This is a genomic window from Thermoanaerobaculia bacterium (assembly GCA_018057705.1).
GTDB lineage: Bacteria > Acidobacteriota > Thermoanaerobaculia > Multivoradales > JAGPDF01 > JAGPDF01.
This window is the reverse complement of sequence record JAGPDF010000027.1, coordinates 17,808-33,023: the sequence shown is the minus strand read 5'-3', so window position 1 is coordinate 33,023 and position 15,216 is coordinate 17,808. Positions and strand designations below refer to the sequence as shown.

9 protein-coding genes are annotated in these 15,216 nt (G+C 70.8%); 5 read left to right on the top strand and 4 right to left on the bottom strand.

The features are described from left to right. The first annotated feature begins 23 nt into the window (after positions 1-23). The 4 genes from KBI44_10645 to KBI44_10630 are packed head-to-tail and all read left to right on the top strand — an operon-like array spanning position 24 to position 8,382. A complete protein-coding gene (locus KBI44_10645) occupies positions 24-1,169 on the top strand; it encodes an NHLP bacteriocin system secretion protein (GenBank protein MBP9144931.1) in 1,146 nt (381 codons plus the stop codon). A 3-nt stretch (positions 1,170-1,172) separates the two neighbouring features. After that, positions 1,173-3,395 carry an NHLP family bacteriocin export ABC transporter peptidase/permease/ATPase subunit gene (locus KBI44_10640; protein MBP9144930.1) on the top strand — a complete coding sequence of 741 codons (2,223 nt, stop codon included), beginning with the start codon at positions 1,173-1,175 and terminating at the stop codon, positions 3,393-3,395. Continuing rightward, a complete protein-coding gene (locus tag KBI44_10635) occupies positions 3,370-6,765 on the top strand; it encodes an NHLP bacteriocin export ABC transporter permease/ATPase subunit (protein MBP9144929.1) in 3,396 nt (1,131 codons plus the stop codon). Before KBI44_10640 ends, KBI44_10635 begins: the two co-directional genes overlap by 26 nt. Before the next feature lie 21 nt (positions 6,766-6,786). Continuing rightward, positions 6,787-8,382, top strand: coding sequence for an ATP-binding protein (locus KBI44_10630; GenBank protein ID MBP9144928.1), 1,596 nt, complete (start codon positions 6,787-6,789; stop codon positions 8,380-8,382). Here the strand turns inward: KBI44_10630 and KBI44_10625 are convergent. Continuing rightward, positions 8,369-9,535, bottom strand: a complete 1,167-nt coding sequence (locus KBI44_10625; protein MBP9144927.1) for an FHA domain-containing protein — start codon at positions 9,533-9,535, stop codon at positions 8,369-8,371. The genes KBI44_10630 and KBI44_10625 overlap by 14 nt on opposite strands. 34 nt (positions 9,536-9,569) lie before the next feature. After that, positions 9,570-14,078, bottom strand: a complete 4,509-nt coding sequence (locus KBI44_10620; protein ID MBP9144926.1) for an SDR family oxidoreductase — start codon at positions 14,076-14,078, stop codon at positions 9,570-9,572. Between the two features lie 119 nt (positions 14,079-14,197). Between KBI44_10620 and KBI44_10615 the strand changes: the two genes are divergently transcribed. Continuing rightward, positions 14,198-14,530 (top strand): hypothetical protein, encoded by a 333-nt coding sequence (locus KBI44_10615; GenBank protein MBP9144925.1) that lies wholly within the window; start codon positions 14,198-14,200, stop codon positions 14,528-14,530. A gap of 13 nt (positions 14,531-14,543) precedes the next feature. On the opposite strand, the gene KBI44_10610 is transcribed toward KBI44_10615, so the two are convergent. Continuing rightward, complete coding sequence (locus KBI44_10610; protein ID MBP9144924.1) at positions 14,544-14,948, bottom strand: type II toxin-antitoxin system VapC family toxin; 405 nt, start codon at positions 14,946-14,948, stop codon at positions 14,544-14,546. After that, complete coding sequence (locus KBI44_10605; GenBank protein ID MBP9144923.1) at positions 14,945-15,190, bottom strand: hypothetical protein; 246 nt, start codon at positions 15,188-15,190, stop codon at positions 14,945-14,947. Before KBI44_10605 ends, KBI44_10610 begins: the two co-directional genes overlap by 4 nt. Between the last annotated feature and the right edge of the window lie 26 nt (positions 15,191-15,216).

The following is a 15,216-nucleotide window of genomic DNA, read 5'->3' as shown; positions in this document are numbered from 1 at the left end:
ACGACCGGAGCGAGGAGAGAGCGATGCAAGGCCCGGAAAATCTGCTGCGCAAGGCCTCGGTCGAGAAGCTGTCGTCGCCCGAGCAGCTCGACATGATGATGCGCGTCACGTCGCCGATGGGATGGGTGGCGGTCGCGGCGATCGGCGCCATCATCCTCGCGGCGATCGTCTGGAGCGTGACCTTTCCGATGCCGGTGAAGGTCGACGGGCGGGGCTTCATGGTGCGCGGCGAGGCGGTGCGGGAGGTCCAGATCCTCGCCGGCGGCACGATCCAGTCGATGGAGGTCAAGACCGGCGACGTCATCGAAACCGGCACGGTGGTCGCGCGCCTCTCGATGCCGGACGTCGAAGCCCGGTTGATTTCGGCCCGCGAGCTCCTGGCCGGGCTCGAGCAGCAGACCAGCTCCTCCGGCTCGCAGACGGCCTCGATCCAGGGCCGGCTGCGCGGCCAGATCGCCCGCCTCGAAGCCGATCGCGCGCAGAAACAGAAGCTCGTCGATCGCGGACTCCTGACCTCGGCGTCGGTCGCCGCCATCGACCAGCAGATCACGAGCCTCCAGAACTCCCTCGCGCAGAGCATGATCGGCACCGGCGATCGCGGCCTCCGGGTGGAGGACAAGCGACTCGAGGTTCGCGAGCTCGAGTCGCGGCTCGCGAACGACGCGGTCGTGCGCTCGCCGTTCCCCGGCAGGGTGGTCGCGGTGCGTGCCGGCATCGGACAGTCCGTGCGACCCGGGGACGCGCTGCTGTCGCTCGAATCCACCCAGGATCCCATGCGGGTGATCGGTTTCGTGCCGCTCGCCGCCGGCAAGAAGGTCCTGAACGGTCTCGACGTGCGGATCTCCCCTTCGTTCGTGCGCGTCGAGGACTACGGCTTTCTGCTCGGCAAGGTCATCTCGGTCTCGACTCTGCCTCTCACGCCGGAGGAGATTCAACGCATCGTCGCGAACGACGCCTTGGCCCGGCAGTACATCGACCTCAACCCGTTCCAGGTGGTGATCGAGCCGCTGCCCGCGGAAACGCCCTCGGGGTTCCGCTGGACGTCGTCCGCCGGTCCCCCGCTCGAGGTCGGCAGCGGCACCGACTGCACCATCCAGGTCGTCGTCGAGACGAGGAAGCCGATCTCCTATGTCATCCCGACGGTGAAGAAGGCGCTCGGACTCTCCTGAGCGATGGCTTCGACCAGCGAGTCCAAGCCCGAGAAGCCGGGTAAGTACAGCCCCCGGTCGCCGAAGTCCAAGCGACAGCGAACGCCGACCGTCCTCCAGATGGAGGCAGTGGAGTGCGGCGCCGCCTCGCTCTGCATGATCCTCGGCTACTTCGGGCGCATCGTTCCGCTCGAAGAGTGCCGCGTCGAGTGCGGCGTGTCGCGCGACGGCTCGAAGGCGAACAACGTCCTCAAGGCGGCCCGCAAGTTCGGTCTCGAGGCCAAGGGCTTCAAGTTCGAGCTCGAGAGCCTCTACGAGCTCGACTACCCGGCGATCCTGTTCTGGAACGCCAACCATTTCGTCGTCCTCGAAGGGTTCAAGAAGGGCAAGGCCTGTCTCAACGACCCGGCGCAGGGGCCGCGCCAGGTCACGCTCGAGGAGCTCGACGCCTCCTTCTCGGGCGTCGTCCTGACCTTCAAGAAAACGCCCGAGTTCAAGCCCGGCGGCGAGAAGCCGAGCCTCGCGGGGGCGCTGCGCCGGCGCCTGCGCGGCTCGGAGGTGGCGCTCGCCTATGTGCTCGTCTGCGGGCTGTTCCTGGTCGTTCCGGGGCTGGTCATCCCGACCTATTCGCGCATCTTCGTCGACGAGGTCCTGGTAGCGAACCGGGCCACCATCATCCAGCCGCTGATGCTCGGCATGGCGATCACCCTGCTGCTGCAGGGGGCGCTCACCTGGTTGCAGCGCCACTACCTGCTGCGCCTCGAGACGAAGCTCGCGCTCGCGACCTCGGCGACCTTCTTCCAGCACATCCTGCGGCTGCCGGTGGGCTACTTCGCGCAGCGCTTCGCGGGCGAGGTCGGATCGCGCGTCGGCATCAACGACAAGGTCGCCGGGGTGGTCTCGGGCAAGCTCGCGACCACGGCGATCGACTGCTTCATGGTCGTCTTCTACGCCGCGTTGATGTTCCGCTACGACGTCGGGCTGACGCTCATCGTGATCGGCGTGGCGCTCGCCAACGTCGTGGCGATCAAGGTCGTCGCCCGCGTGCGCACCGACGCCAGCCGCAAGCTCATGACCGACAAGGGGCGGCTCCAGGGCACCTCGATGGGCGGCCTGCGGATGATGGAGACGCTCAAGGCGACCGGCGGCGAGAACGAGTTCTTCTCGCGCTGGGCCGGCTACCAGGCGAAGGCCCTGCGCGCCGAGCAGCAGCTGCGCCAGATCAGCGACATGGTCTCGGTGGTGCCGACGGTGGTGGGAACGCTCGTCACCGCATCGGTGCTGCTCTTCGGCGGCCTCAAGGTGATGGACGGCGTGCTGACGGTGGGTCTCCTGGTCGCCTACCAGGCGCTGACCAGCGGTTTCGTGAAACCGCTCAACTCGTTCGTCACCTTCGGGTCGACCCTCCAGGAGCTCGAGGCCGACCTGAACCGGCTCGACGACGTGCTGCGCTACCCGCAGGATCCGCTGTACTCGAGAGAGTCAGGGTCCCCCGCCGACGCCAGCCCAGACGACCGGCGCCTCAAGCTGCAGGGCAGGATCGAGCTCCGCGGCATCACCTTCGGCTACAGCCCGCTCGAGAAGCCGCTGATCGAGGATTTCGAGCTCACGATCGAGCCCGGCAAGCGGGTCGCCCTGGTGGGCGGCTCGGGCTCGGGAAAATCGACCGTGGCGAAGCTCGTCTCGGGTCTCTATCAGCCTTGGAAGGGCGAGATTCTGTTCGACGGCGTCCCCCGCGACCGCATTCCGCGGCGCCTGCTGGCGAACTCGATCGGCATGGTCGATCAGGAGATCTTCCTCTTCGACGGCGTCCTGCGCGAGAACATCACGATGTGGGATTCGACGGTCCCCGCCGGCCGGCTGACCGAAGCCTGCCGCGACGCGGCGATCGCCGACGTGATCGAGACCCGCGAGGGCGGCTACAACGCGCGCGTCGACGAAGGCGGCGGCAACTTCTCCGGCGGCCAGCGCCAGCGCCTCGAGATCGCGCGCGCGATGGTGGGAAACCCCACCATTCTCATCTTCGACGAGGCGACCTCGGCGCTCGATCCGGCCACCGAGGCGGTGATCGACGACAGCCTGCGGCGCCGCGGCTGCACCTCCATCATCATTGCGCACCGGCTTTCGACGATCCGGGATTGCGACGAAATCATCGTCCTCTCGCGCGGCAAGATCGTGCAGCGCGGAACCCACGAAGAGATGAAAGAGCTCGAAGGCCCCTATGCCGACCTCATCCGGACGCACTGAGGTCAAGCTCCGGGTCACGGCCTCGCCGGTCGACGGTCTCGTCGGCCGGGAGATCGAGCTCGCCGCCGACGGCACCGAGCTCGTCGTCGGGCGGTCGCCGGAGTGTTCGCTGCCGGTGGCCGATGCCGCGATGTCGCGCCGCCACGCGCGCATCGCCCTTCGCGACGACGGCGCCTTCGTCATCGACAACGGCAGCGCCAATGGCGTCTTCGTCGGCAGCGAGCGCGTCGCCGAGCGGCTGCTCGGCGACGGCGGCAGGTTCCGTCTCGGCGCGACCGAGTTCGAGGTCATCGTGGAGCGGCCGGCTCCGCCGGAACCCCCACCGCTGGCTCCGATGACCACGGTCTACGACCCGGCGCCACCGGCGCCGCCGCCGGTCGATCGCACGATCTCGATCGCCGATATCGCCGAGATCGTGCGCAACATCGAGAAGCCGAAAGGCTTCGAGGACGAGGGCGAGGTCGTGGTCGTGGCCGCGAACAAGCCCTTCGTGCTCTCCGACCCCGACTCCGTCTACCTGGTCGAATCCGGCCGCATCGAGATCTTCACGGTGACGCTCGAGCAGGGACAACCGGCGGGCGCCCGCACCCATTTCGTCACCGTCGAGGCGGGCGGGCTGTTCTTCGGCATGGACACCGACCGCTATGGCATGGGGTCGGGTTTCCTCGCCACCGGCAAGGCCGGCTCCGAGCTGCGCCACTTCTCCGCCGCCCGCCTCATGCGCATGGCGGCGGAGCGCGATGGGCACCGCGAACGGATCGCACCGCTGGTGGCGCGCTGGATCGAGGCGCTCTCCCGCCGGCTCATCGTCGATCTCGAGGTGCCGCGTCCGGAGGTCACGATCGAGGCCGGGAAGCTTTTCGAAGCCCCGTCCGGCAAGCGGGTGTCCTCCGAGCGCAGCGTCTGCTGGGTCGAGATGCCGGCGGCGCAGTTCCTGTTCGATGGCATGTCGAGCGCTTCGTGGGAGCTCGAGGGTGTGCTGTTTCCGTTCGCTCCCGGCAGCTGGATGGAGCTCATCGGCGGCGCCGACACCTTCACCGGCACCCCGCGCTCGACGGCCGAAGGGATGGGCGATCCGCGCGCCTGGGCCGGGCTCGAGGCGTTCCACCGCCTGCTCTGCGAGGGGGAGTTCCTCAACAAGCGGCTGTCGAACGTCGACGAGTTCCAGCGCCTGAGGAGCAAGGCCGCGGAGACCGAGCGGGCGCGCGAAGCGGGCATGGGGGCGATCGGTTCGGTGCTCGGCGGCACCGGCGTCTGGAACGTCCAGTCGTTCCTGGGGTCCGACCTCGGTCCGATCTTCGCCGCCATGCAGGCGATCGGGCGGCACATGGGTGTCCCGGTCAAGAGCCACCCGGAAGGCAAGGAGAAGAAGAGCTTCGACGACAGCGTGCTCTCGGTCTGTCTCGCCTCGCGGCTGCGCCTGCGCCGGGTGGCGCTGGTCGACGACTGGTGGGCGCGCGACCAGGGCGCGATGCTGGCGCAGCTCGAGGAGACCAAGGCGCCGATCGCACTCCTGCCGGTGAGCCCGACGAAGTACGAAGCGCTCGACCCGGTGACGGGAGCGCGTCGACCGGTCGACGAGGCGTTCGCGCGCACCCTGTCGTCGTTCGCGACCACTTTCTACCCCGGCTTCCCCGACGGCCCGGTGAGCGCGAAGCAGCTGATCAAGTTCGCCGTCCGCGGTCTCGGGGCGGATTTCCGCTCGGTGATCTGGATGGGCATCGCGCTCGGCGTGCTCGGCACGGTGCCGCCTCTGCTCACCGGCAAGGTGTTCGACACGGCGATCCCGCAGGCCGAGCAGGGGATGCTCTTCCAGTTCGCCGGCGGACTGTTCCTGATGGCCCTGGCGCAGGCCGCCTTCAAGATCACCCAGTCGATCGCCACCATCCGCATGCAGGGCAAGATGGACTACGCCGCCCAGTCGGCGGTCTGGGACCGGCTGCTCGATCTGCCGATGACCTTCTTCCGCGACTACTCGGCGGGCGATCTCGCGGATCGCGCTTCGGGCGTCGATCAGATGCGCGGCATCGTGGCGGGAGCCGGCATCGCCGCCATTCTCGGCTCCTTCTCCTCGCTGTTCAACGTCTTCCAGATGCTGGGCTACGACTTCACCCTGGCGGCGGTGGCGATCGGCCTCACCATCACCTACGTCCTGGTCACCACCTTCGCGAACTTCCTGCAGCTGCGCTATCAGCGCGACGAGCAGAGGAAGCGCGGGCGCATCACCGGGCTGATCCTCCAGCTGATCTCCGGGGTCGCGAAGCTCCGGGTCTGCGGCGCCGAGAATCACGCCTTCCGGGTCTGGGCGACCGCCTTCTCGGAGCAGCGCAAGGTGAGCTTCCGCGTCGGCCGGGTGAAGAACGTCATGCAGGTCTGGAACGCCTGCTTCCCGGTGCTCTCGACGATGATCATCTTCTTCACCGTCGTCTCGCTCAAGCAGTCAGCGGCCGAGTCCGGCACCCCGTTCGAGATGACCACCGGCGACTTCCTCGCCTTCTCGGCCGCCTACGGCATGTTCCTCGCGGCGATGCAGGCGCTGGGCGACGCCTCGCTTTCGATGCTGCGCATCGTGCCGATCTGGGAGCGCCTCAAGCCGATCCTCGAGGCGACGCCCGAGATCGACTCGTCGAAGGTTCACCCGGGAACGCTCTCCGGCGGGATCGAGATTTCACACCTCTCGTTCCGCTACTCCGCCGACGGGCCGTGGATCCTGAAAGACGTCTCGATCAAGATCAAGCCCGGCGAGTTCGTCGCGCTGGTCGGCGGCTCGGGCTCGGGCAAGTCGACGCTGATGCGGCTGATGCTGGGCTTCGAGAAGTCCGAGGTCGGATCGGTCTACTACGACGGCCAGGATCTGGCGACGCTCGATCTCCGGCTGGTGCGCTCCCAGATGGGCGTCGTGCTGCAGGAGAGCCGCCTGCTGCCGGCCGACATCTACCGCAACATCGTCGGCTCGTCGTCGCGCACCGTCGCGGAGGCCTGGGAGGCGGCGGAGAAGGCCGGCATCGCCGACGACGTGCGCGCCATGCCGATGCAGATGCATACCGTCATCTCGGAGGGCGGCGGCGGCTTCTCGGGCGGCCAGAAGCAGCGCCTGATGATCGCCCGGGCCATCGTTCACAAGCCGCGGATCCTGTTCCTCGACGAGGCCACCTCGGCGCTCGACAACAAGACGCAGGCGATCGTCACGGAGAGCATGAACCGGCTGGCGGCGACGCGCATCGTCATCGCCCACCGCCTGTCGACGATCGTCGGGGCGGACCGGATCTGCTACCTCGAACAGGGCGAGCTCAAGGAGCAGGGAACGTTCGACGAGCTCATGGCGAAGGACGGCCTGTTCGCGGCGCTCGCCAAGCGCCAGCTCGCCTGAGCGCCCCCCCCTCCAGTGACGATGCCCGAGCCCAGGGAAAGCGAGCGGCGCCGTCTCCTCGGCGAGCTGGGCGCCGGCCTCGCAGCGGAAGCCAGCACGCTCGCGGCCCTCACCGACTACCTGGGGCAGTCGTACGCCGAGTTGCCGGAGGCGGAGCTCGCCCTCCCCCTCGCCGAGGAGCCGCAGATTCCGTTCTGGCGGGGCTACGCAGAGCAGGCCCGCGACATCGGCGTCGCCCGGGCGCTCGCGCTGCGCTTCCCGCAGCTCGGCTTCCCGGTCGAGCGAGGCATCTCGGAGAGTGCCGAGTACCGCCGCGCGACGCGGCAGGGAGAGGCCGATCCCGCTCGACGCGTCCCGGTGGAGATCGAGCGCGAGGATCTCCTCTCGCTGCATGTCGAGGAGAGCATCGCCGGCGCGATTCCGGTGCTCATCGCCCGCCACAGGAACGACTTCGTGCGCCTGGTGCGCGCCCTCACCGCGCGCAACGAGCCGGAGCCGGTGCCGGACGCGATGGGCGCCTGTCTCGTCAAGGGACTGGTGAACTGGGATCGGGTCGGCGCCCTTCGCCGCCGATTCGAGGCGTCCCTCGAGCCACCCGGCCGCGCCGCGACCGAGGAGGAGTGGGCCGCGGAGATGGCGAGCCGCATCCGGCCGCAGAAGGAGCTCTGGCAGGATCGGCTGATCCTGCTCTCCGACGGCCCGTACTCGGCGGTTCCGGCGGCGGAGGTCGGCCTCGATCCGGCGACCTGGCGCGAGCGCTCGCTCGCGCTGCGGCTCGCGCACGAGTGCTTTCACTGCCTGACGCTCCGGCGGCACGGCCGGATCCGCAGCCACCTCCTGGACGAGCTGCTCGCCGACTATGTCGGCAGCCTCGCGGCCTTCGGCAGCTATGACGCCGGGCGCGCCCTGCGTTTTCTCGGCCTGAATGTCGACGCCCCGTCGCTGCCCGGAGGTCGCTGGGAGATCTACCGCGGTGCGCTGCCGGAGGCGGCGATTCCGATCCTGGCGCGGCTCGTCGAGGCTGCAGCCCGGGCCCTCGAGGGGCTCCCCGTGACGCCTCTCCCCGTGGAGGCGCGCGCCCGGCAGCTCCTCGGTCTCGCGGCTCAGGGGCTCGACGGGATCGCCTCCGGCTCGCCGGGCGCGCCCGAGTCGCTGCTGCCCTTCGCTGCGTCACCGACCTTCCGGGCCTCGGCGCCGGCGACCCTCGCCGCCGTGGCCGAGACGGCGGCGGAGATCGCCCTCTGGGCGCGCCAGGAGGGCCTCGCGGAACGCCCGCTGCGCGACCTGCTCGTGGTCCACGACGAGCTCGCTTCGAACGTCGCCAACCACGGCGCCGGGGCGAGCGAGATCGCTCTGCAGATCGACCTCGACCGGACGCTCCGACGGCTGCACTACCGGCTGGAGGACGACGCGGCGCCGTTCGATCCCGGAGCCCGCTCCCGGCCGGACACCGCGGCCGCGCTCGAGGATCGCTCCCCCGGCGGGCTGGGGATTCACCTGGTGCGGACGCTGACGCGCGACCTGCGCTGGTCGCGGGTCGGCGACCGCAACCGGATCGAGCTCGAGATCGATCTGGACTCGTGCGCTGGAGTCGTCGTCTCGACTAGCCGGTCTTGAAGAGGAAGCGCACGGTGCCGATGTTGACGCGGTCGCCGTCGGCGAGCCGGCGCTTCTCGATGCGCTCGCCGTTCACCCAGGTGCCGTTCTCCGCTCCGAGATCCTCGAGCGTCCAGCCGTCCTCCGTGTAGCGCAGCAGCGCATGGTGGCGGGAGACCGATCCGTGCTGGATCTGGATGCTGTTCTCGCTCACCCGCCCGAGGGTGTTCTCCGGCGACAGCACATGCCCCCGGGCGGAGCCGTCGCCGGCATCGGCCGGGACCAGCGTGGCCTGCAGGCGCAGCGTGGCGCCCGCCGCGCCCGGGTCGACCGATTCGGGAAAGAAGCTCGGCGGCTCGGGCGTGTAGACCACCGTGTGATCCAGCGCTGGCACGGCCGGCGGAGCTGGCGGAGGTGGCGGAGGTAGCGGAGCCATCGAAACGGACGCTGGGATGGCAGCGACCGGCGCCGGCGAGGGCGGGATGGGGATCGCCGGCGAGGACACTCGCGGCGGCGGGATCGGACGCGGCATGGTGATCGACGCCGGCGAGAGCGGGCGAAGGTCGATGCCGGTGGGCGTCGGCACCAGTGGGGAGATCGCAGGCGGCGGATGCACCGGAGCAGGCGCGCTTCCGACGCCGGCCCACGAGCCGCTCGACGAGCCAGTAGCCTGGGTCGATTCCGGGGAAGCCGCGGACTCGGGCGCCGCGGTTTCGGCGATCGCTCCGGCGACCGCCTCGCCGCGAGCGGCGAGCCAGAGCTCGCGGCTCGCCCGGAGCTTCTCGAGCTCGAGACCGAGCTCGGCGAGCCGTTCGCGCGGCACCCGGGAGCGCTCCTCGAACTCGGCCTCCGTGTACTCTTCGAGAAAGCGCCGGAGCTCGATCTCCTGCAGATCGACCTCGACCTCCTCCTTTTCGGTGGCGAGCCGGGCGAGCTCGCTGTCGAGGACGCCGATCGCGCGCGTCGCTTCGACCCGCAACGGCCTCGCGAGGCGGTCGAGCTCGTCGATCCGTTTCGAATAGTCCTCCCGAACCCGCCGGTAGACCGGCTCCGAAACGCTCTCGCGCCGGGCCTCGAGGCCCGCGAGCCAACCCGCGATCGGAACGCGAGCGGCACCCAGCCGGTTCAACTCGTCCAGCACTCCCGAATCGATCGACGTTTCACTTTTCGCCATGGTCGCGGGCGCCCTCCAGAACGGTAGCCGGATCCTATCTCGCGCCGAGCGCCGGGCGGCTCGGTGCCCCGGAAAGGGGACCGCCGGGGGCCTGGCTCCGATGCGCCCGGACGAACGCGGCGAGCGTCGCGACGTCGACCCCGGGGTCCGAGAGCGCCTCCCCCACCACCGCGCGGAAGCGGGCGGTCGGCGTCCGCGGCAGCGCGGGGATCGACTGCCGCAACTGCGGGAGGATGGCGAGCGCCGCGGCGCCCGTCGCCTCGACCCGCGATCGCCACTCGGCCGGCGTGACGAGCTGGAGGGGCTCGACGGGCTCGAGCGAGCCGGGTGCCAGCCCGGCCCGCACTTCCAGATCCGCCAGAACGAGCAGATCGAGCAGCCGCGGCAGTGTCACCAGCCCGCGCTCGCCCGGGGCGAGATTCGAGACGTGAAAGACCGGCGCGCCGCTCGCGCCGATCGCGCCGCTCGCGCCGATCGCCTCGCTGCCGCCGATCCCCGGCGCCTCGCGCGTCCGCTCGGCGAGGCAGGCGATCGCCTCGGCCGCGAAATCGATCGGCACGAGATCGAGGCCGCGCGCCGAGGTCTCGGTCTCCGGGATCCACCCCGGGACGCCGGCCTCCGGCGGACCGGGAATCGACCGCGTCGTGAGGCAGGACGAGAGCACCCGCGTCAGCCAGTCGTGATCGTTGGCGTAGCCGGTCGCGCGCGACCAGGAGAGGAGCGCCGGGCGGCTGATCGAAGCGCGAAAGCGGTCACCCCTCCCACCCATCTGCCGTACCAGCTCCTCCACCATCCGCTCCCCGACCCACTTGGTGATCGCGTAGCCGCTGTTGGCGTCGAACTGTTCCCGCGACAGGCGCTCGGGCACCGGCGTCGTTTCGGCGGCGATCCCGCGCCCCGGTCCGGCGACCAGAAGCGAGACGTTCAGCGACGAGACGAGGTGAAACGCCTTGAGGGTCCCCGTGGTGGCGAGCTCCAGCGCCCGACGGGTGCCGAGAACGTTCGTCGCGCGCAACGCCGCGTAGCCGCTCGCGCCGGTGACGCTCGCCGCCACATGGAGGACCATCCCCACCTCGCGGGCGAGCTCCTGCCAGCGCCCAGCATCGAGCCCGAACTGCGGCGCATCGAGTCGGCCGGCGATTCCGACTACCCTCGCCGACCGGTCGCGCGGATCGGGAGAGAGGCTGGTCTCCGGGAGGCCGGCGGCAGAGACCGCCGCCCGCAGGCGCTCGCAGGCCGCCCGGTCGCTCGCCGCCCGCACGATGGCGAAAACGCGCGCGCCCGCAGGGAGGGTGCGCGCGAGGAGGGTGAGGAGGTGGACGCCGAGAAAGCCGTTCGCGCCGGTGAGCAGAACGTCCCGCGAGGTCGCCTGGGGGACGGTCTTGCCGATCTCAGGCACATCGACCGCGTCGCGATTCGCCAGCGCGAGCTCGTCGTCGCTGGCCGATTGCGGTGCGTTCGCAACCGATTCCGGCAAAGGACCGGACAAAGAAAGGACGGTGGTCGCTTCGTGGCCCGCGGCGTGCCCAGCGGCGTCGTCCACGCCGTCGTTCTCGCCGTCGTCTGCCCTGCGGCGCGCCGGTGCGAGCCAGGCGGCGAGCTCGCGGAGCGGTCGCCGGGCGAGCGTCTCCGAGGCCGCTTGCACCGCCTCGTCGAGCCGCTCCTTGCCGCCGAAGACCTCTTCGATCCGCATCGCCAGCTCGAGCGCGGCGAGCGAGTCGCCCCCCTGCTCGGCGAACGAGAGCTCGAGGTCGATCGTCTCGCGCGGCCGGCGCAAGACCCCTGCGACGATGGCGACGATAGCGGTCATCGCGCGCAGACTCTCGGCGGCCGCGCCTTCGTCCCTTGTGAGAGCTTTCTCCGTGGAGCTCGCATCCGCTCCGACCGCGCCACTCCATCCGGGCTCGGCGCTGGCTGCGACGCCGGCGCTGGCTGCGATACCGGCCACGCCGGCGACGGCGCTCGCGATCGCCTCGCGATAGCGCTCGCCGAGCGCGCGACGGTGGATCTTGAACGACGGGGTGAGCAGCCCGTTCTCCACGGTCCACGGCGAGGCGCCGCCCTCGCGCTGCGCGACGACCACTCCCGACACCCGCTCGTGGGGACGCAGCGCCGCCTCCCCGGCGACGCGCAGCAGTTCGTCGGTGAGCTCGCGCTCGTCGACGCCGTCGCGGCGCGGCACCACGACGGCCACGACCCGCGCCGCGCCGGGCGCGGCGGTGATCCAGATCTGCTCGATCGACTCGCTCCGTGAATAGACGCGCTCGAGCTCTTCGGGCGAGACGAGCTCCGCGCCGGCGAGCTTGAAGGTGAGCTTCGAGCGCCCGACGACGCGCACCCGCCGGCCTGGGCCGAGCTCGACCAGGTCGCCGGTGCGGAAGAAACCGTCGGCGGTGAACTCGGATGCATCGCGCGCCTCGGCGCCCAGATACCGCGCCGTCGAGCGCGCCGTGCGCACCGCGAGCTCGCCCCGCGGCAGCGGCCGGTCGGCCGCGGTAAAGCCGAGCTCGGGCCGGTCGATGAGCCGGTACTCGATGCCCGGCAGCAGGACACCGTTTCTGGCGATGAAGCCGGTCTCGGTGGTGCCGTAACCCTCGGACATCGGCACGCCGAAGAGCGTCTCCATGGTGCGCCGCACGCCCTCGTCGCTCGGCGCCCCGCCGGTCGCCATGAAAGCGATGCGGCCGCCGAGCGCGTCGCGGAAGCGGCGCCGTATCCGGGCGACCTCCGCGGCGTCGAGATCGGGCCGGGCGATCGCCCGCCGGTACTCGCCGTAGAGCGTGTTCCAGATCACCGGCGGCACGTCGAAGAGCGTCGGGCGCAGCCGACGCAGGTCGTGAAAGAGCTCCGCGCCGCGCCGCGTGAAACCGACCCGGCCGCCGTTGGTCAGCGCGCGCCAGACCGAGCCGCGGTCGCCGGCGATCGCCGACGGCTGGAACGAGGCGCCGACGTACGGCCAGAGGTCGACTTCGACGCACATCTCCTCCGCCCACCGCCGGCGCGTCGCGAGCGTCCCCTTCGGCAGTCCGGTGCTGCCCGAGGTGAACAGGATGGTGAAGAGGTCCTCGGCGCCATCCTCCACGATGCCGAGCTCGCGCGCCCGCGCATGGCCGGGCGCGTCGTCGTGCAGGATTCCGGTCGCGAGCGTGAGTCCCGAAGCGGCCCGCCAGGACGCGAGACCCGGGTCACTTCGAGCGTCGTCCAGCAATGTCGAGAGAGAGCGTTCGTCGTGTTGCAACTCAGGCAACGCATCGCCGAAGCCGATGACCCCGGCGACCGCTGCGGTCGCGGTAAGAGCGCCGCGCGCCGCTGCGAACCCCGGCGCGCGCAGGAGCTCGAGGCCGCGGCGGTCGGCGACGACGAGCCCGAGCCCGGCGCGGCCGGCGATGCCGCCGAGCGCCTCGGCGGAGAGCGAGGCCGGGAGCCCCACCGAAGTGCGGCGCGTGAGGACCGCCGCGAGCTCGGCGAGATAGAACTCCGGCGCGTTCGCGTCGACCAGGATCCCGATCGAGGCCTCCGCGGGAACGCCGAGCCGCTCCCAGGAGCGCGCCAGGGCGAAGGCATCGCGCCGCACCTCGGCGTAGCTCCGCCAGGCGTAGGGCCCGTCTCCCGGCATCTGGAGGCGCGCGAGAGTCCCGAACAGCGGCCGGTGCGCCCAGGCGACGAGGAGGTTGTTGAGTCCGACGGCGAGCGCCGGAAAGTCGAGCAGCCCGAGGCGGGCGAAGGTCGGGTGGCTCGGCTCGGCCAGGTACTCCTCGAACAGGAATCCGAACGACCGCCGCAGCGCGCTGATGGCCGAAGGCGCCCCCCTCGCCGGCGATCCCGATGCCTCCTCCGGAATCCGGGCGAGCGCCGCGCGGAGCCGCACCACGAGTCGGTGGCTGGCAGGCGAGAGTACGTGATGGGCCGCTTCGAGCGAGCGATAGCGAACGAGCGGCTCGCGGCTGCGATCGATCAGGAACGGTTCGCCCGAGAGCACGCAGCGCTCGCCCCACGGGCGCTTCGCGGCAGGGGTTCCGGGGAGCTCGTGTCCCGCGATCTCGAGCTCGTCGAAAGGCGCCTCCGGGTCGAGGTGAGAGCAGAGCTCGAGCCGCCAGGGCAGCGCGCGGAGCGACCGGCCCGAGGCCGCCTTCTCGAGCGCCCCCCAGGCGCGCGTGAACAGCCACTGCGCCTGCGAGAGCGCCCGCTGCGCCTCGGCCGAACGAAAGACGCGCCGCGGGGTGAAGGCGTGGCGTGCAGCCCGAGCCGCCGCCACCGCCCGGTGGAAGCGCTCGATCGCCCGGTCGAGCTCCAGGCCGAACGGCGAGAGGTTCTTCCGCCCGGTGATCTCCTCCAGCGCCGCGACCGCGGCGGCGAGCTCGGCCGAGGCAGCCCGTGCCGCCTCGCCCCCGGGCGGCCCCGCAGGCACCGCATCCGCGTAGGCCCGTCGCGCCGCGGCGCGAAGCGCCGCACCGCGTTCGAGCACGCTCTCGACGGCCGGGGCCAGCCCGGGCTCGCGCTCGAGCAGGCGAACGATCGCAGGCGCAGCGAGAACCCGGGCCATGGATGGCGTGGAGACTATCGGACGGAGCCCTCGCCGGGGACGGTCCCCGGCGAAAGCTGCCAGATAGCACCGCGCGAATGCGTCTTTCACTTCGTAGAAGCAACCTTCCGGGAGGACGTATGCACCAGAACAACCGCCGCCGCCGCCGCGCATCGATCCCTGCAGGCCTGCTGTCCGCCGAGGAGGGGTGGATCACCCTGGTCGGGCAGGGCTCGGGATTCGACGACTGCCCTCTCTGCCGCGAGCTCGCCAGCCAGCCCGGAGGGGTCGAGGCGATCGTGGGCTTGCGCCCCGAGAGTCTGCCGGAGCTCGCGCGCGCCGGCTGGCTCGACGACCTCCTCGATCTCGTCGGCCCGAACGCGACCGTGCGGGTCATGGGCCGCGACATGGAAGCCGAGCCGGTCGAAGAGATCTCGATGGCGACCTTCCTCGCCCGCCTGGGCTACAACTAGCCCGGCGCAGTTCCTACTCGACGACGAACTCCTCGATCCGGAGCACCGCCTTCGGAAAGGCCTGCGCGAGGCGGCGGTCGGCGGTGACCAGCGGCAGGTCGAGGCGCAGCGCGACGGCGACGAACTCGGCGTCGTAGGCGGAGATCTTGCCGCGCGCCGCGAGCTCGAGGCGGTCCGGGAGCTCGGGCTCGATCTCCGCGTCGACGACCAGACGCTCCGCCGCGGCGAAAGCATAGAGGGCCTCGGTCAGCGACAGTCCGCGGACGCGCATCGCGGTCGCGAGGATGTTGGCCAGCTCGTGCCGCCAGAGCGCCGGCGCGATCCAATCGGAGTCGCGCAGCGCGACCCGCTCCGCCAGTTCGGAGTGCTCCCCGGCGAGCACGGCGTAGGCGAGCAGATTCGTGTCGACGACGATCAAGGCCTGCCGTCGTTCTTGGCCAGGCTGAGGAAGTCGTCGGTGAGCGGTGCCAAGTGCGCGAGGCGCGCCCGCGCCGCCTTCATGATCGCGACCTTCTCCGCGCCGGTCTGCTGCCGGGCCACCAGGCTGCGCTCGAGCCGCGCCAGCGCCTCCTGGTTCAGGCTCCGCCGGCTGAGCTTCGCCTCCTGCTTCAACCGCCCCACCAACTCGTCCGGCACGTTCTTGAGCGTCAGGGTCGCCATGGGGCCCTCCTTCCGCTCTAGTATAT

What these genes read in the sequence shown, in the direction of transcription:
- KBI44_10645 (MBP9144931.1), top strand. Translation starts at nt 24, where the DNA reads ATGCAAGGCCCGGAAAATCTGCTGCGCAAGGCCTCGGTCGAGAAGCTG.
- KBI44_10640 (MBP9144930.1), top strand. Translation starts at nt 1,173, where the DNA reads ATGGCTTCGACCAGCGAGTCCAAGCCCGAGAAGCCGGGTAAGTACAGC.
- KBI44_10635 (MBP9144929.1), top strand. Translation starts at nt 3,370, where the DNA reads ATGCCGACCTCATCCGGACGCACTGAGGTCAAGCTCCGGGTCACGGCC.
- KBI44_10630 (MBP9144928.1), top strand. Translation starts at nt 6,787, where the DNA reads ATGCCCGAGCCCAGGGAAAGCGAGCGGCGCCGTCTCCTCGGCGAGCTG.
- KBI44_10625 (MBP9144927.1), bottom strand. Translation starts at nt 9,535, where the DNA reads ATGGCGAAAAGTGAAACGTCGATCGATTCGGGAGTGCTGGACGAGTTG.
- KBI44_10620 (MBP9144926.1), bottom strand. Translation starts at nt 14,078, where the DNA reads ATGGCCCGGGTTCTCGCTGCGCCTGCGATCGTTCGCCTGCTCGAGCGC.
- KBI44_10615 (MBP9144925.1), top strand. Translation starts at nt 14,198, where the DNA reads ATGCACCAGAACAACCGCCGCCGCCGCCGCGCATCGATCCCTGCAGGC.
- KBI44_10605 (MBP9144923.1), bottom strand. Translation starts at nt 15,190, where the DNA reads ATGGCGACCCTGACGCTCAAGAACGTGCCGGACGAGTTGGTGGGGCGG.